This is a genomic window from Vibrio sp. 1874 (assembly GCF_033344395.1).
Classification (GTDB): domain Bacteria; phylum Pseudomonadota; class Gammaproteobacteria; order Enterobacterales; family Vibrionaceae; genus Vibrio; species Vibrio alginolyticus.
In genome coordinates, this window is sequence record NZ_JAWPOR010000013.1 from 1 (window position 1) to 14,853 (window position 14,853).

Sequence of the window (14,853 nt, forward strand, 5' to 3'; positions counted from 1 at the left end):
ATAAGCAAAAAGGCGTTAATATAGATCTTAACAATCGATAGATTATTAAGATCTATATTAAGTATTTTATGGTAAATAACCATTATGTTTAATACTTACAGTAAGGCCCTTAAATTTAAAATCTGCAGGGGAATAGGAGCATACTCAGACAGCATTTAGCGTACAGCAATATTTAATTTAACATAACACATATAATACGCACTGACTTTAGTTTTAGTTACACCGATTTACGCTCTGATACTTCCTGATTTAATTTCGACTCAACAAAATATAAGTCCTTGTTTTGTCAGTCGCATTTTACTTAAGTTTGTTTTTTCTCTCTCTAATGCCTCATTAACATCGCCACCCACGCGTTTTGGCCTAAGTCGTGATTTGTTAAATTTTTCGGCTTTGCCACACGAAAAAAAATTTTAAGAATATAAAGAATTTCGAGGCACATCACATGACAAAAGAATCTTTCACTACGTTGTTTTGGCAAAACTTCACGAGTATTAAGCACGGCGCTGAGTTTTTTCACGTAAAACCTGTCACCGTTCGTCGTTGGTTAGATGGCCGCATTTTGATAAATCCAATGGCTGAAAAGCTGCTTTTGATTAAAAGCCTCGGTTTCCTGCCAAATGACAATCGTTGGTCTGGATTTCGGATTGATGAGAAACGCGCTGTGTTGATTTGTCCTGACGGTCGTCAACTCAGTCCGACAGAGTTAAAGGAACAGGCCCTTTGGCGTGATGAATACAAGGAATTGGTCGCTAGATATGGTCACATCGAAGCGCCTAAGATCACAGAGCTGCAATCTACACCGCACCCGTTTCGAGGTGGTCGTAGAAATGCAGCTCCATGGATACCAACTAAATTTAGGGGCAATAAGTAAAATAAGGTGGTGATTTACCACCTTATATCAATAGACCACCATCACGTAGAATCTGCCACTTATCGGATGGTAAGTAATCATCCCCGACCAACTCTTTGGCCGATAGAGCTAACTTTGAGTATTTAAATGTCCAGCGGTGCTGAAAGCTCAACGTTTGAATACCAGTGTCGTCACCGTAATAATCCGCTAGAGAATCTTTAATATCCTTGATGTAATAAGCGATAAAAACGAGCGGTATTAGTGCCGTTTTAGCATCTTCAACAGAGCCCGTACGTTTATTTACAACAGAATCATAGATAGTTTGACCATTTGAGTTCTTTGGTTTATTTAATAAAGATTCAAACTCGTTCGCGGCGTTTTCTAGAGCTGAACTTTTTAACTCTATTTCAGAAAATTTCCTTTGTCTCTCCGCTTCTTTTTGCTGAGATTCAAGTGTCTTAACCAAAATGACAAACGCCAAAAATGACAAGACTGGCCCAAGAACTCCTCCAAAGTAAGAGCCAAACGTTCCCCAAGCCGACGTGTCATTTGAAAGAGGGTGTCTTTCTATTACACCAAAAAATAGAAAGTATACGAACGCAGTTATCAGTATCGCTCCTAACCCAAATTTATAGTATTTCCGCATGCTATCTTCCTTTACATTGACATCCATACCCCTGCTCCTTTTGCCCATAACTGAACTCCACCATTTATGCATTGAAATTTATGAGTTAAATCTGGGTCAACATAGTACGTAATAACCGGATTGCCTTTGTTACTACCAATGTGGCTGAGCCTATCAATCTTGTAAGATGTCTTTCTACTAATCAGTGACTTGCAGGCTGAAACGCTGCTTTCTGATGGTTCTGAATAGTTCGACTCTGTATGGTTCGATTCTGAATTGGCTTGATGCCCATTATTATTCGACGCACTTGCAACGACTAACAAAGCAAAAATAAAAGCGATAGCCCCATAAAGTGATTTATTTTTGTTCGTGATTTTTACTTTTTCCCATGGATTTTCTTTACTCATAAGTAACCTTTGAATGCCAAATGTATCGGTATAATTCTGCTCGCAGCCATACTTATGAGCAACACCGAGCTAATGAAAATGATGCATATGCAACAAACAAAAAAAGCCGAACCCCATCGCTAAGGGTTCGGCTTTTCAGGCTTCTGCTTTGGTGGCGTCATTTGAAGCCTATCGAGGTCAATCGACCCGCCAAAAGTATCGGCTCCCTACTCGCTGTGTAAATCGTCATTAGTAACGTTTCGAACCAGTTCGCAAGGTTTAAGCCTTAGCTTTCATTGTTGCGCGTGGCCGTTAGAACCAAAACACTTTCTCGTACCTCTTGCAGCCCTTGGGTTAACTGCTTATTGATAGCAATCTGGTATTTCAAGTTCATACCCATCAAAGCAAACAGCACAAGCGATTCAGACGAAAAACCCAGACCAGATAAGGCGTTAACTAGGGCGCTCTCCATCCAAGCCCCCTACTTTTTTGCTTGGTTTCCACTTGTCCGGTAACGCTTCATACGCACCAATCACGGCAGGAATTGCCAAGCCAACCGCACCACCAAAATTGACGCCCGTATCGGTCAATTCCACGCTGAATAAATGGCCGTAGCCCGTCGCCGCAGCAATGACCGAACCCAATAACGCAAAGCCTTTTAATGTTGAACGTTCAAACATACTTTTTCCTTAATATAATCAAACGTCATATGACGCTATCAATGACGTTTTCAACGACGTTTTAAGCTAACTCGACACCTTTCAGTACCGTGTGCTTGCTGTAATGGCGACCCACTTCCATGATGCTCATGGCGTGAAGCACTTCGACCAGCAACGGCTTGTTGTTCACCAAATCAATGCGCTCATCCATACCGACGCCAACGCGACCCGCGACAAAGCGTGCATAGTTGGCTGTGTGGTTTTCGTTTGGTGGCGCAAAGCGGTGAATGATTTCGGTTAGTGTGTGCAGTTCGTGGCGTAGTTGGTAGTTACGCAGCAAAATCGCTCCCGCACGAAAGCCCCATTCGGGCGCTTTAAAGGTTTCAAAGGCTTTATCGCGTGACGGCGTCACCTTGCCTTTCCACGCATTAGAGGCAATGCGAATGTTAAGCGGGTTATGGATGCGAATTCCGCGAACGCTTGATGTGGTTGAGGTTGTCATAGTAAAAGCTCCCATCCCTAGAATGACAATGCTTAAAAGTAAAAAATGCATGCTATGCCTTTACGTGTGACGGCAGCTCTACCCACTTTAATGGCACTTGGGTTTCAAAATGCTCACCGCGAATCAAATCGTAAAAGCTTGTCCCTTGCGCGATTTCGCCTTCACCACCTGTTAATGGCAAATGGAAAATCAAGTTATCGTCGGCGTCGTAGCCTTTTAGGTTCCAGACGCAACCAGTAAACGCTAAACCGCCGATATTCGAAACCAACTCACCTGGGGTATAAACCACTTCGATATGGTGTTTGTTGCCATCAAATAGCCAACCCGCTGTATTCAAAGAATTGACCGAGTTACCGTCAACACTCATAACCCCGACTGATTTGGTCATGTCGTTGACGTATTCGGAGGTCTTTAACGGACTGGTATCATCGACATGATGTCGGTTAAAAAAGCTAAGACCGTAGCCCGCGCAGTACATGCGCCTTTCTGAAGGAAAGTTACTCGTTGGCGGCACAATATAATTGTGCGGTAAAAACCTTTCTTCTGAGTAAAAGTCGAAAGTCAGCTTTTTAACGAAAACCTTTGGGTCTGGTGTGACGTTCAAGATAGGCATTCTCGATAAATCTATCGTTTTAGCATCCAGAAAGATGGCTTTAACTGGTTCGATTGGCTCGCTTGGTAGTTGTTTTTCTAGTCTATCTAGCATGTCTGCAAGATATTCAATTTTGTTGCGTGGGTCGCCGTTGGGTAGGTTCTCTCGTACTTGTCCCATGCGTTAAATCTCCATAAATGTGACGGCGTCACCCGCCGTGCCCGTTAGTGTCATTGCGGCCGTGCTTTCAATGGTGATGCGCTCGCCCGCTTCCAGTTCAAACGCATCAATAAACACCGAGGCGCTATTAGCTTTTGCCGCCTTAATTGTGATGGCTTTGCGTGTGGCGTTTTGCGCAATGCTGTGCGGGAACACGCTCACCGCTTCGGTGATGAGGTTTCCACTGACTTGCTTATCCACTTTCACCACTTGCGTTGCTTCGAGCGTGACCGCGGGCAACGCGGACACTTCCACCGATGGCAACGATTGAACATTCACGGGTTGCGGCGCTTTGAACTCAACAGGCGGCAACGTCGTGACGCCGAGCTGTTGATTCGCGGCCAATTCAACCGCGGGAAGCTGATTCACTGCCAGTTGTTGATTGGGCGCGATTTCTACCGCGGGTAAGTGTTCAACCGTCACGCTTGGCATTTGTTCAATCACCACATTTGGCAGTGCTTGAACCACGACGCTTTGACCCTCAACGGGCGGCGTGAACATCCCAAAGCCAAATTGAATTTCAATCTGGTTATCGGTGCGGCTTGAGATAAGCAAACGCCCAAGGTGTTTACCCTCGCCCACGTTAAACACTGACGACTTACCAAGCGTGACGCGCTCACCGGACGATTCACGATAGATTTCAATCTCAGCTTGCGCCGCTTTCAGATACAGCCAATTACCATCTGGCGTCAGCGGGATGGCGTGACCCGCTAATAGTTGCGTGTTCATCGTTTCTTCACCATTACGTAGCCAAGCACCAACACAAGCACGATTGCTAATACCACCATCATCTTGCTTGTTTCGACTTGCCCGCCGTCTTGTTTGAATTTCGCCAAGTCCATCATGGCTTGTAGATTCTTCGAGTTCTGCGCCGCTTGGTTGCCCGCCAGTCCTGCCAACATATCGAGGTTTTCGCTGTTGGTTGAGGCGTAGGTCGCCAAGGAATCGCCCGCAAAGTCGGCCACTTCATCAATGGCGGTTTCGGCAATGTCGTGCGTGGTGTCCATCGCTTCAAGCGAAATGCGCTCATTGCTGTTGAGCATCTCGCCGCCAAACTCAAAGGCCTGTTCGCCAAGTTCCATGGCGGCATTCACTGCGCCGTGGTCGGTCATGGTGGTGTTGATGGTCGAGTTATTCACGCCCGAAATCGCCACACCGAGGTTATCGCCACTAATGGCATTCTGACCGCTGACGTTAGTGGTGTTACTGGTATTACTCGATTTTGATTTAGAACTACCCATCTACTGCACTCCCAAATCCAAACGAATAAAGTCACCGTCTTGCTTGGCGGTGACGCCAATTGAGCGCACCAAACGGGCAACGCCATCAAAGGCGGTATCGGCGGTCATGGATGACATGCCCGCCGCTTTCACCACTTTGCATAACTGGATAATCCCCGAACGCAGACCACGACCCGCAACGCCCCACAAAAAGTAGTTTTCCCCGTCTCGCTCACCCGCAATGATGAGATCATTTTCATTGCTGATAAGGCGATACAGACTCACGCGGCCATCCTTGACCGCTTTGCACAGTTCGACATACGCATCAGGGCAAGCGCGAAACGCGGGCTTGAGCTCCCCAAGCGCACGTTTCGATTGCGTCACGACTTCAATTACTTCTTTTTCCATAGCAACACCGCCGCAATCACAATCACTACAAGAATCATCAACGTGGTGGAATTGCCCCCGCCCATGTTGATATTGCCTACCGATAGGCTGCCACTTGATTCGCCATCGGCACCGCTGACCGCGGGACCACCGTTGGCGCTAATTGGCATCGAGCCGGAATTCCCTAAAAGCCCACCAATCATAATTTGAATCCTTTCTTGTACAGGACATAACACACCAGAAGCAGACCAAGCACCCATCCGATGCGGTCAAACCCGCCCGAGACTTTGATGCCCGCCCATACGCCCACCGCACCTGCAATCAGGTATGGAATAAACGGCATTACTTCTTCCCCTTAGCGACGTAGAACATCGCCAATAACAACAATACGAACAGCATCCCCATCATCAGGTGCGTGGTGGTCACCCCCGCAAATGCGGAGGTGTACACAGGCTCACCCGTGGGTTGTTGGTAGTCGTTATTGTGCTTTCGCTGTTCATCTGGGTTACTCGACTGGACGCGGTCGGCTTCGTTTTCAATCTTCACGCCAAGCCAGTCCTTGCCCAAGTCGGTAACGTCGGTCATCAGTTCGCCGCCCGTTTCTAGGACGCCGTCCCAAATGGACCCCCACATGCTTTGCTCTTGCGCCATAACGCCCCCTTACTGCGCGGTAGGCACCGCCACTTGTTCGATGGCTTCAATCAGCACCGGAATACTACCCGCCGCCGTTTTTTCCACTTCAAACGCCAGTTGTTTCATGGCCGCCGTTGGTAAACGTGCTTCGCTACCAAAACCGCAACGCGTGAAGTCCATCGAGAAGAAGCCCGCATTCTGCTCACGACCCGCCGCGGCTAAGTCGTAGGCGTTATCGGCCTTGTTGACGTTGAGCTCTTCACGTTCATCACGCAGGACGCGAACGCGTTCAATGGTGTTGTCTTTGAGGTGCAAACGCTTGATAGACAGCGCCGCGCTACGCTCGGCAAAGTCAAACGGTGTGCGACCACTCGATGCGGCGTACCACGTTTGGGAATAGATGCGCGGCATGTAAATGCGTTGGCTTTGCGCCGCCGTGGTATGAGCACGAGCGCGAATCATTGGTGCCGCGGCACCCGTTTTGGCTTTTAGCTGGATGTACATAAACCAGATTTCGCCTTGCAGCGTCACAAGCTCACCTGTACGGATACCCAGTTTGGTACGCATCGACAAATCCGAGAAGTTCAGCACGTAGCGACCCGCTTGCACGTATTCTTTCTTGTGCTCTTGCAAGTCGATAAGGTCTTGACCCGTGACGTTGACGATTTCACGGCCGTTCACTTTTACCGTGATGCGCTCGATGTCTGCCGCGTCGAGAATGTCCGTCACCAGTTCAATGTTTTGGTAGGTTGGACCCGATACCAAGCGCAAGGTGGCTTGGTTGCCCCAGTTCACACCCTCAACAGGGTCAAGCTCACGTGGACGCGGGTTAAAAGGTTGTTTTAGTGCTTCCATTAGAACCACCCATTTTCGCCGTTAAGAGTTTCACGCACTGGATTTAGCACGCTGATGTTGTTGATAGCGGCAATCACGATTAACGTGATAATCAGTGCCATCAGTAGGTTTTTGTGTTGCTGTTTCATGTTGTCCCTTTCGGTTGTACACGGTTAAAAAGTGATTTCATGAAACAGGGAAACGGACAGGCTTGGAAGTGAGAGCAACCTATAGGTTAAGTGGTTAACCTATAGGTTGAATGAGCGTTGAAATTAACGGTGAATGGTGCCCGTCAGGCAGTTAAATGAGGACTTTTCCACGTTGCCAATACCGTCACGAACGAGCATATATTCGGCAATCGGCTTGCCAATTGCGGCTTTGTTGTTCTTGGCTGATTTCAACCCCGCCAAGGTATCGACGCACAAGCCTTTTTTATCGGCGAGCCATCGAGCATCCGCCATCGAGTTGACCGCACCAATCCACCATACAGGTGATTGCTCGGTCACGGTCTTGGGTACTTCCTGCCCGCGTTGGAAAATCGAATGCAGTACAAGCCCATATTGACGCCCACCGCGCCACAATTCGCCCGCTTTGCCTTTGAGTTTACCGGACGTTTCCACGCAGCTTGCTAGCTCTTCGATGATCACATGCAGTTGTTTAGCGTCGCCATTACCCACCGCCCATACCGCGGCACTGAAGAACTCCAATTCTTCCGAGCAAGCCCCATCTTTGGGAATGTACGCCAACTTGAACGACTTGCCGCGTTTACGTGCCATCACCAAAGCCTTGACGAACGCCACGCGAGAACTGGTTTCAAGGCATTGTTGGCCGCGGAATTTCGCCCCCGCATAGTTGCGGTAAGGGTCAAAAAAAACCGCTTGCGCGGCTTTTGGCACTAAACCTAAGTGCTTAACGGCGGAGGTTTTACCCCCGCCCGTGCCCGCCACATAGATGACATGCTCGGCATCGTGTGACGGGTTGGAGTTGACCGGATTGGGGAATTTAAGCGGCGTCTTTTTCTTTTTGCTCACGCTGTTTTTCCTCCTCTATCGCTAACAGCTCTTTTTGGTATGCCATGGTTTTCTTGGCACTGTAGACCAGCGACAACACCGCCAAGCCGAGAACGGCCTCTTGCATGTAATCACCAAACAGCGACGACACGCTGTCACTGTGTTTTTCCAACACAGGCAACGCCGCATCAATCACCGCCGCTTTGCCTTTTTCGTCAAACTCAAAATCCACACCGGATATAATCGACGTCGCTTGCTCGGCAATGGTGAACAGCACCGACAATGCGCTCTCAAACATTTCACCCGCGGGTTGGTGGTTGTCATCGTTGGCCGCTTCGGTTGGTAAGTCGGTTAACTCGCTGACTTCGGTTTGCTCCAGTCCACTGATAACCGCGGAAAAGTCGCCCCAATCATCTAACTCTGGTTGGTTTTCCATTTCATCCTGCATTGATTGGCTCCCCTTGTTCGGTATCTGGTTCGGTTGGTTTCTTGGTTGGCATCAGTTGACGAATCGCCCAAATCAGCAAAGCGACAAAGGCTATCCCCGCTAAGACTTTTTTAACTGGAAACGGCGGATTTTTAACGGGCGTTGGAGCGGGTTCCGGTTCGGTTACTTGCTCGGCTTCAACGCTTGGCGCTTCCACTGGTTCATCAGCCGCAATGCTAGGCATATCAGTGCTTGCAACGATGTCGGGCACTGGTTCAACCGTTGGCGATTCAGCCTCAATTGTGACAGTGTCACTCACCTCTAACTGTTCAACCGAGTCAACCATGTTGGTTTCTACAAAAGCGTTAATGCTCTTGCTCATTGGGCTGTTGCCACAGCTCGGACACTTGTAATACAGCAGTCCTAAGTTGCGCCCGTTTTTGGTTGGCTCGCCCTCAGCAATCAGCTTGCCCTCACCGACACGATGCACGGTTGAGGGACTTTGGCAAACGGGGCACGATACGTGCCCGCGAATTGGGTTTGGGTGTTTACTCATCGGCGGCCGCCTCGACTGTTTCCAATTGCTGCATGTTGCCTTTGACACAACCACGATACTTTTCACGCACTTTGTTGTTGAGCTTGGTAAGCTGCTCGATTTGGTCGAACAGCGTCGGATTTAAACCAAACGCTTCAAGCGACAAGTTACCCGTCATGAGCATCTTGCTTGCGCGCTTGATAATCGCGTTGGTGTCCATGTTTTTAAACTGGCTCAACTCCTTTTCGACACTGGCGTTGAGTTTGTCGGCCGCATCGAGCGCGGCCATTGCTTGCTGACATTCTTTAAGAGATAGCATTTCCATTGTTTAAGCCTCGGCTAGTTCTTCATCGGTGTTTGGTTTGTTCTGAATCTGTTTGTTGACTTCCTTCATCCAGACCAACATGAGACGCCAAAACACGCCGCCTTTGCTGCGCTTCACTTCGGCTTCCATTTCTTGGGTGATTTTGTCGATGTTGCTCATTGGGTTGTCCTTACCTAGTTGCTGAAAATCGTTGTCGCAAGCAATGCCCAAACGGGCTAATGAACGTAGTGGCAATAATCATGGTAAATCGCCATGTCATTGCTCTTGATTATGTTAATGTCCGGCTCTGGCGGCCGCTCTTGTGCTAACTGATTTTTCCAGTCGGCTTGTCGTAGTTGAAATCGTTCAAACTGTTCTTTGTAAAGGTCGGTGGCGTCGTCACGAGTTAACGTCAAATCATTACCATCACGCTCGGCGGTACACTTCATCGACCAACCACGCGCACCGCGTGCCCAATACAAAAACGCCCCCGCCTTGTGTTTGGATTTTTCGCCCTCAAACACGATAGAAAATTGGTTCAAGCTACTGGCGAACGTGCCGCGACTCTTGATTTGGTTGCGAATCTGGCGTGCTTCGTGGTCTAGCTTCTTAATCAAATGGTTAAGCTTTTGAACGGCATCGTGATTGCCTTGTTTGCGGTTGATGTCGATAGCGCGAATCGCATCTTGCTTTTTGGTTTCTTTGCGTCGGATTTCTCGCTGCATCGGCTTGCGCCATTGCTCCAACATGTAACCGCACTCTTTGATGATGCCCGTCATGTTGTCCACTTCGAACGATGCCAATACATCCCAATCAGGGGCACGGCTACAGCGTGCGATGTTGTAGCGATTGCCTTTTATCAGTCCTTGGTCGGCGTTATCGCCCTTGGCCGCGTAACCTACGGCTTTGATGAGGTACCCCGCCGCCGCTTCGCTGAATTTGATTTTCTCCAGATGTGCCATGCCATTGCCCCAAAGCTGCTCGATGCGGTTCGCCCATCCTGCAAAGTGGTGCTGTTCCACTCGCCAATTCAGCAGCACATGCACATGGGGATTAGGTTCACCATCTTCATTCGCCGGAGATTCCGCGACCCAAATGTAATGAAAATCAAACGGGTTGGCGGTTGGTCCATGAATTTCTTTAACGTGCTTGATACCGTCGTCATCTTTCCAAGCGGCTTTAAGCGGGCGGCCAATTCGACCATTCACTTTGACTTTGTCACCGTCTAACCCAAGTGACCCCGCCTCGCTTGCGGAATATTCAAACCCGCGTTGGTACATTTTCTTGAGGCCATTTAGAAAACGGGATACCTCGGCACCAATCGTGGTTTGGATTGGGCAATATGGCAGCCCCTCATCCGTGACCGCTTCGCCACCAAAAATGCGGTCGCGTTGCTTTTGAGTAAACGTCAGGGTGAGAAACGTGCTGAATCCACCGTGACACGCGGCGACATAAGCGCCCGATTCAAAGATTTTCTTTACAGCGCGTGGGTTTAGCTTGTCAGTGAAACGCTCACCACTTTGCGGCGCGGGTGCTTCGGACGGGCTTGGGTGGTATTTCACCTGCATTTTCATCTGTTGCGCCCAACCACGGGACATCAAATACGCTCGGCTAGTGCCAATCGGTTGCCATTCAAGACGGTTGTTTTCGTTACGAATCCAACCTGTTTGCGCTTGTGAGCGTGCCCGATATTCATCGGTCACGTTGTCGCCACAAAACGATTTCGTTTTATGGCGCGGCGGCAGACGTCGAGAACGGGTCATCAAGCGGTCTATCTGCTTACGTTTTCCGTGTCCGACTTTTGCGCCCTTTGACGAGCCTAGTCTTTTCTGGACTTCGTCCAGCGCTTCGCGCCCAAGTTCGGCACTTTTTAAGGTGCGTAAATGGTGGATTTGATCCAATGAATTGAACTTTTGCAGTTCACTTTCCATCCAATCACGGTTTGGAGCACTAAAAAAACCGCTTTCGATAGCGGCGATATTTTTCTCGGTAACGGTAACATCTTGCGCTAACGCCGTAATAAAGCCCACATCGTGCGGGCTAAGTAAATTGGTGATTTTTCGCTCTGGTTGCGGTTGGTATAGGTGCTTCATAACACCTCTCTTATTACTTGCGAGTAATCAAGTAGGTAAAACACGCAGCCCACAACCGCCCAAACTAAAATGATAATTTCACCGTCGCTTAAATCTGACCAGTTGAACGCCTTTCCGGAATGGTCTTTACCCATGCAGAAACACAGCAAACCAACAATAAACACACCAAGTACATGCAGATTCACGATTAAATCCCCTCAGCCAACTGAGAGCAATCAGGGCAAATAACGTGGTCTTGTTTGAACGTGTTTTTACAACCGTCACAAAGCTCGGTGGAAGAATCCGCGCCCACTTGGGGCGCTTCATCTTGCTTGCGGATTTTTAATTTATGCTTAAATTCGATTAATTTGCTAGCCAGTTTTTCCGAGCGCAATGCCATCATGGATTTTTCATCAAACGTCAGAAGCCCACTTCTGTGATGAATCCAACGCCCAATCAATATATCTACCGCATCCTCACGCTCACGATTATCACTTGCCAATCTCATTGCAAAATTGACCAACCCAACATAGCTGCCTTGCTTCATCAGATTTTCCACATAAAGCATGGCGTCTCTAAAATCTCGGTTACTTGAAATCTTCATGATTACGCCCTCTCAACTTGAACCAATGACTCACCGTTGTTTTGCGCGCCAAGCGTCGCCATACGTTGAGCCGTGTTGGTAATGTCGGTTAAGGAGTTGTTTTGTGCTTTGATGCAAGCAACAAGCGTCATGCCTTGGAAAAGCCAAAGTGAGGCTTCAGAGGTTTCAAGTTCAAAACTGTCGAAGTAAATATGAGTTCCATTGCATTGTGATGCAACAAGTTGGCGCTGATTGCGGCGCGTTTTCCAGATACTCAAATTCATGCTACAACCCCCTGACGAAAACGTGTAGGAATGTAGGTTTGTTTCTTCTTAGGGAATTGCTCAGCGAACTTCTCGCGCAGTTGAGCTATCTTATTGAGAGAGTTTGCCGTCTTGGCTGGGTCTAGATTGATGCACCCTGCCATATCTGGGCAAGGTAAATGAATTGGGTCGGTAACGATACGTTCCATGTTGTAGCCTCCGCAAGCTTGTATCATTTATGAACTGATTCAAACGATACACAACATGACCGTGTATGCACACCCTGCGTGCATGGTGAAAACGACAATATGATCCTCTATTATGGTGTTTGAGAGCATGGGAGAGCGAAGAAAATGAACTACACAAATGAACTGTTGGATGCGGTTAAAACCAAGTACAAACTGACGTCAGAGTACCAATTGGCGCAAAAACTAGACGTTAACCACAGTCGTTTGTATCGTTGGCGGAAAGAACAAAACTCAATGGATTGGGAAGTCGCGTTCAAAATCGCTGATATGTTAAATTTAGAGGATCAATGTGTCGTCAGTGGACTCATTGACGACAAGTACAAAAACCCCCGCCTAATCAACGCCTTACATCAAATCTCCGCCGCTTAGTTTTTTTAACTGGCGGTTTTACCACATCACATATAATGCGCACTGTAATAGTGGTTCCTGTGGACTTGCAATCACTAAAGCCAATCCGGCACAAACCATTGAAATGCTTGATAATCCAAGTCCGTTATACTTTTTTGCAATGCTTTCCCACATACTTTTTATAGTTGGGTTTTCATTGCGATCAGCGTGACATCCTAGTAACGCAATCTCAGGGTCTATACCTGCGCCATGCGCAAGAAAAACTGCTTCTTCATCAGTAAGTTGCCTAACACCTTTACGGATTTTACTAATCTTCGGCGGGTCTAGATTCAAATCGTGCGCAACCTGCTTATCTTGTACGTAGTTTTTCGCCTTTTTGTAGGCGTTAATTAATTCTGCTGTGTACATAAGAACCTCCATTTCTTCTCATTGTAGCTACAAAGTTGCCATAAATCGCATCTTGCAGTTGCCATTTCTCGCAACTAGGATTGCCATAAATCGCAACTAATCACCACCTTGGAGCTGCACTCATGGAACGTAATAAACCACTTGAGCTTTTATGTATGTTAGCTGGGCTCATAGCTATTGCGTTTATCTTCTATGGCCGAGCGAATTTTGACGTTCCTGCGAGCTCTTACGCTCAAGTTCAACGTTGGATTGAAGAAAATCCATCCGCTACTCCAATGCTTAACGAGTTCATGAGCGACGGCAAGCTGACACAAAACGAATTTGATGATCTTCGCGTTTACATCAAAAACGCACCAAAGCGCACTCTTCTTTCAAAAATCGCTGAGGCTCAGTAATCATGAACGAAGCTCAAATCATCTATTACGACTTGCTGCCTGACTACACGGTTTCTGTGTTGGTCAAAGGTTGCGACGAATGGGATTTGCTTAAATCCATGTCTCATCTTGAGTCTTGGGCTTCGTCTCAGTTCGCTTCTTATGAGTTGGTGTCCATCACCAACACGACCGTTGAACAACGCATCAATTTGGGGGTGTTTGATGACTACCGCAACTAACATCCTCAAGAAGTTCGATGAGCAAAGCGTTCATATTGATTACCTGTGTTTTACGTTTGCTGTGAAAGACTTACGTCATTGTCATGACGCCGTTCGTCGATTGCACAAGCATGAAGAATACAAAGGCTTTGCCAAATCAGGACTGTTACAGCGTCACTGTCGAGCGCCTAAGTTCCCTGCTCCACCTGTGTTTAATCCGACGGTCGCTAAGACGTCTGAAGAAATTGAAGCGTACAACAAAGCCTTTGATATCTGCTATCGCAACTACTTGGAAGATTGCTTGCGCATCTTCACCAATCAAGTGCTTGGTCTGTCGCTGTCTGCACCTCGCGGTTTGGGTTTCCAGTTCTACACCGAATCCATGAAACTGACTTCGCCAGATGGTGAGGACTTCTGCGGCTTCGTTGGTATCGGCGGTAACAATGACACGGTGCATTTCCAAATCAACGGAACGGGATGCAAGCATGTATTTGCCCGTCGTCCTACGTGGTCGCTGCATGACTGGCTGACTAATGTCCTTGGTGTGCAAACTCTGGCGCGTGTTGACTTGGCCTATGACGATTACGACGGCATTTTTGATTGCGAATACGCTTACAAGGCGTGGCGTGACGACTGTTTCCGCACCGCAGAACGTGGTCGTGGCCCTGTGCTTCATGAAGATATGACCATTGCCAGCATCGGCAAAGATGGCAAACCGATTTACACCAAAGAGCAATACTCGATTGGTTCGCGTACCTCGCGCATTTACTGGCGTATCTACAACAAGGCGCTTGAGCAGAAACTCGCGAACACGGGTCTTGTCTGGTATCGCTCTGAAGTTGAGCTTAAAAAATGGAATGTTGATGTGTTGCTGAATCCGGCTGGCGCGTATGCCGCGCTCAATGATTTCGCTGCGTCTATTTCTACCGCTAAGAAATTCAATACCAAACCTGTCCCGACTAAACGCGCGGCGTTAGACCTGTTGGCCTCTGCGCATTGGATGCGTCGCCAGTACGGGAAAATCCTTAATTCACTTATCGAGTTCCATGAGGGCGACATTGAAACCGTGGTCGGTTCCCTTGTCCGTGATGGAACGAAATTCACCTTCCCCGATACCTACGGCAAGTTGGTGACTCACATATTGGAGACTTAACAA

The 14,853-nt window shown here is 48.0% G+C and carries 30 protein-coding genes; 5 read left to right on the forward strand and 25 right to left on the reverse strand.

Annotated features, from left to right (window positions below; all coding sequences use genetic code 11):
* Window positions 1–442: 442 nt before the first annotated feature.
* Window positions 443–871: a phage protein gene (locus R8N46_RS18905; RefSeq protein ID WP_318098491.1), complete on the forward strand. Its 429-nt coding sequence runs from the start codon at window positions 443–445 to the stop codon at window positions 869–871.
* A gap of 22 nt (window positions 872–893) precedes the next feature.
* Here the strand turns inward: R8N46_RS18905 and R8N46_RS18910 are convergent, their stop codons facing one another.
* The 24 genes from R8N46_RS18910 to R8N46_RS19025 all read right to left on the reverse strand — a co-directional run bounded on the left by R8N46_RS18910 (window position 894) and on the right by R8N46_RS19025 (window position 12,310).
* Window positions 894–1,523, reverse strand: coding sequence for a hypothetical protein (locus R8N46_RS18910; RefSeq protein ID WP_318098492.1), 630 nt, complete (start codon window positions 1,521–1,523; stop codon window positions 894–896).
* Window positions 1,508–1,882: a hypothetical protein gene (locus R8N46_RS18915; protein WP_213986788.1), complete on the reverse strand. Its 375-nt coding sequence runs from the start codon at window positions 1,880–1,882 to the stop codon at window positions 1,508–1,510. The genes R8N46_RS18910 and R8N46_RS18915 overlap by 16 nt, the downstream gene beginning before the upstream one ends.
* A gap of 265 nt (window positions 1,883–2,147) precedes the next feature.
* The gene (locus R8N46_RS18920; protein ID WP_025543506.1) at window positions 2,148–2,333 is read right to left on the reverse strand and encodes a hypothetical protein; all 186 of its coding nucleotides are present in this window, start codon (window positions 2,331–2,333) and stop codon (window positions 2,148–2,150) included.
* On the reverse strand, window positions 2,314–2,541 hold the full coding sequence (locus tag R8N46_RS18925; protein ID WP_025625168.1) for a hypothetical protein: 228 nt from the start codon (window positions 2,539–2,541) through the stop codon (window positions 2,314–2,316). Before R8N46_RS18925 ends, R8N46_RS18920 begins: the two co-directional genes overlap by 20 nt.
* A 61-nt stretch (window positions 2,542–2,602) precedes the next feature.
* Entirely contained in the window at window positions 2,603–3,022 is a 420-nt protein-coding gene (locus R8N46_RS18930) for a structural protein (protein WP_192947981.1), read from the reverse strand.
* A 52-nt stretch (window positions 3,023–3,074) separates the two neighbouring features.
* Window positions 3,075–3,794, reverse strand: coding sequence for a hypothetical protein (locus R8N46_RS18935; RefSeq protein WP_262594190.1), 720 nt, complete (start codon window positions 3,792–3,794; stop codon window positions 3,075–3,077).
* Window positions 3,795–3,797: 3 nt separating this feature from the next.
* On the reverse strand, window positions 3,798–4,562 hold the full coding sequence (locus tag R8N46_RS18940; protein ID WP_318098493.1) for a hypothetical protein: 765 nt from the start codon (window positions 4,560–4,562) through the stop codon (window positions 3,798–3,800).
* Window positions 4,559–5,074 carry a hypothetical protein gene (locus tag R8N46_RS18945; protein ID WP_029826361.1) on the reverse strand — a complete coding sequence of 172 codons (516 nt, stop codon included), beginning with the start codon at window positions 5,072–5,074 and terminating at the stop codon, window positions 4,559–4,561. The genes R8N46_RS18940 and R8N46_RS18945 overlap by 4 nt, the downstream gene beginning before the upstream one ends.
* Window positions 5,075–5,461: a DNAase gene (locus tag R8N46_RS18950; protein WP_213972560.1), complete on the reverse strand. Its 387-nt coding sequence runs from the start codon at window positions 5,459–5,461 to the stop codon at window positions 5,075–5,077.
* The gene (locus tag R8N46_RS18955; protein ID WP_005457419.1) at window positions 5,446–5,643 is read right to left on the reverse strand and encodes a hypothetical protein; all 198 of its coding nucleotides are present in this window, start codon (window positions 5,641–5,643) and stop codon (window positions 5,446–5,448) included. The genes R8N46_RS18950 and R8N46_RS18955 overlap by 16 nt, the downstream gene beginning before the upstream one ends.
* Window positions 5,640–5,783, reverse strand: a complete 144-nt coding sequence (locus R8N46_RS18960) for a hypothetical protein (protein ID WP_017636141.1) — start codon at window positions 5,781–5,783, stop codon at window positions 5,640–5,642. Before R8N46_RS18960 ends, R8N46_RS18955 begins: the two co-directional genes overlap by 4 nt.
* The gene (locus tag R8N46_RS18965) at window positions 5,783–6,091 is read right to left on the reverse strand and encodes a hypothetical protein (protein ID WP_005457431.1); all 309 of its coding nucleotides are present in this window, start codon (window positions 6,089–6,091) and stop codon (window positions 5,783–5,785) included. Before R8N46_RS18965 ends, R8N46_RS18960 begins: the two co-directional genes overlap by 1 nt.
* Before the next feature lie 9 nt (window positions 6,092–6,100).
* Complete coding sequence (locus R8N46_RS18970; protein ID WP_025627792.1) at window positions 6,101–6,928, reverse strand: major capsid protein P2; 828 nt, start codon at window positions 6,926–6,928, stop codon at window positions 6,101–6,103.
* Window positions 6,928–7,056 (reverse strand): hypothetical protein, encoded by a 129-nt coding sequence (locus tag R8N46_RS18975; RefSeq protein WP_005457441.1) that lies wholly within the window; start codon window positions 7,054–7,056, stop codon window positions 6,928–6,930. The genes R8N46_RS18970 and R8N46_RS18975 overlap by 1 nt, the downstream gene beginning before the upstream one ends.
* 123 nt (window positions 7,057–7,179) lie before the next feature.
* Complete coding sequence (locus R8N46_RS18980; protein ID WP_104980680.1) at window positions 7,180–7,938, reverse strand: hypothetical protein; 759 nt, start codon at window positions 7,936–7,938, stop codon at window positions 7,180–7,182.
* Window positions 7,910–8,365, reverse strand: a complete 456-nt coding sequence (locus R8N46_RS18985; protein WP_318098494.1) for a hypothetical protein — start codon at window positions 8,363–8,365, stop codon at window positions 7,910–7,912. The genes R8N46_RS18980 and R8N46_RS18985 overlap by 29 nt, the downstream gene beginning before the upstream one ends.
* The gene (locus tag R8N46_RS18990) at window positions 8,355–8,900 is read right to left on the reverse strand and encodes a hypothetical protein (protein WP_318098495.1); all 546 of its coding nucleotides are present in this window, start codon (window positions 8,898–8,900) and stop codon (window positions 8,355–8,357) included. Before R8N46_RS18990 ends, R8N46_RS18985 begins: the two co-directional genes overlap by 11 nt.
* Window positions 8,893–9,204, reverse strand: a complete 312-nt coding sequence (locus R8N46_RS18995; RefSeq protein WP_029845315.1) for a hypothetical protein — start codon at window positions 9,202–9,204, stop codon at window positions 8,893–8,895. The genes R8N46_RS18990 and R8N46_RS18995 overlap by 8 nt, the downstream gene beginning before the upstream one ends.
* Before the next feature lie 3 nt (window positions 9,205–9,207).
* Window positions 9,208–9,363 carry a hypothetical protein gene (locus R8N46_RS19000; RefSeq protein ID WP_170827827.1) on the reverse strand — a complete coding sequence of 52 codons (156 nt, stop codon included), beginning with the start codon at window positions 9,361–9,363 and terminating at the stop codon, window positions 9,208–9,210.
* 56 nt (window positions 9,364–9,419) lie between these two features.
* Window positions 9,420–11,276 (reverse strand): hypothetical protein, encoded by a 1,857-nt coding sequence (locus tag R8N46_RS19005; RefSeq protein ID WP_318098496.1) that lies wholly within the window; start codon window positions 11,274–11,276, stop codon window positions 9,420–9,422.
* Window positions 11,273–11,461, reverse strand: coding sequence for a hypothetical protein (locus R8N46_RS19010; RefSeq protein ID WP_029796755.1), 189 nt, complete (start codon window positions 11,459–11,461; stop codon window positions 11,273–11,275). Before R8N46_RS19010 ends, R8N46_RS19005 begins: the two co-directional genes overlap by 4 nt.
* 2 nt (window positions 11,462–11,463) lie before the next feature.
* Window positions 11,464–11,802 carry a hypothetical protein gene (locus tag R8N46_RS19015; protein ID WP_229613101.1) on the reverse strand — a complete coding sequence of 113 codons (339 nt, stop codon included), beginning with the start codon at window positions 11,800–11,802 and terminating at the stop codon, window positions 11,464–11,466.
* A gap of 59 nt (window positions 11,803–11,861) precedes the next feature.
* Complete coding sequence (locus R8N46_RS19020) at window positions 11,862–12,122, reverse strand: hypothetical protein (RefSeq protein WP_021450891.1); 261 nt, start codon at window positions 12,120–12,122, stop codon at window positions 11,862–11,864.
* Entirely contained in the window at window positions 12,119–12,310 is a 192-nt protein-coding gene (locus tag R8N46_RS19025) for a hypothetical protein (RefSeq protein WP_021450890.1), read from the reverse strand. Before R8N46_RS19025 ends, R8N46_RS19020 begins: the two co-directional genes overlap by 4 nt.
* Before the next feature lie 144 nt (window positions 12,311–12,454).
* On the opposite strand from R8N46_RS19025, the gene R8N46_RS19030 reads away from it, so the two are divergent.
* A complete protein-coding gene (locus R8N46_RS19030; RefSeq protein WP_021450889.1) occupies window positions 12,455–12,718 on the forward strand; it encodes a helix-turn-helix domain-containing protein in 264 nt (87 codons plus the stop codon).
* Window positions 12,719–12,736: 18 nt separating this feature from the next.
* Here the strand turns inward: R8N46_RS19030 and R8N46_RS19035 are convergent, their stop codons facing one another.
* Window positions 12,737–13,105 carry a DUF3693 domain-containing protein gene (locus R8N46_RS19035; RefSeq protein ID WP_140211076.1) on the reverse strand — a complete coding sequence of 123 codons (369 nt, stop codon included), beginning with the start codon at window positions 13,103–13,105 and terminating at the stop codon, window positions 12,737–12,739.
* A 122-nt stretch (window positions 13,106–13,227) separates the two neighbouring features.
* On the opposite strand from R8N46_RS19035, the gene R8N46_RS19040 reads away from it, so the two are divergent.
* The 3 genes from R8N46_RS19040 to R8N46_RS19050 are packed head-to-tail and all read left to right on the forward strand — an operon-like array spanning window position 13,228 to window position 14,850.
* Window positions 13,228–13,500: a hypothetical protein gene (locus R8N46_RS19040; RefSeq protein WP_318098497.1), complete on the forward strand. Its 273-nt coding sequence runs from the start codon at window positions 13,228–13,230 to the stop codon at window positions 13,498–13,500.
* A gap of 2 nt (window positions 13,501–13,502) precedes the next feature.
* On the forward strand, window positions 13,503–13,718 hold the full coding sequence (locus R8N46_RS19045) for a hypothetical protein (RefSeq protein WP_012842282.1): 216 nt from the start codon (window positions 13,503–13,505) through the stop codon (window positions 13,716–13,718).
* Entirely contained in the window at window positions 13,702–14,850 is a 1,149-nt protein-coding gene (locus tag R8N46_RS19050) for a replication initiation factor domain-containing protein (RefSeq protein WP_041170645.1), read from the forward strand. Before R8N46_RS19045 ends, R8N46_RS19050 begins: the two co-directional genes overlap by 17 nt.
* Window positions 14,851–14,853: the final 3 nt, after the last annotated feature.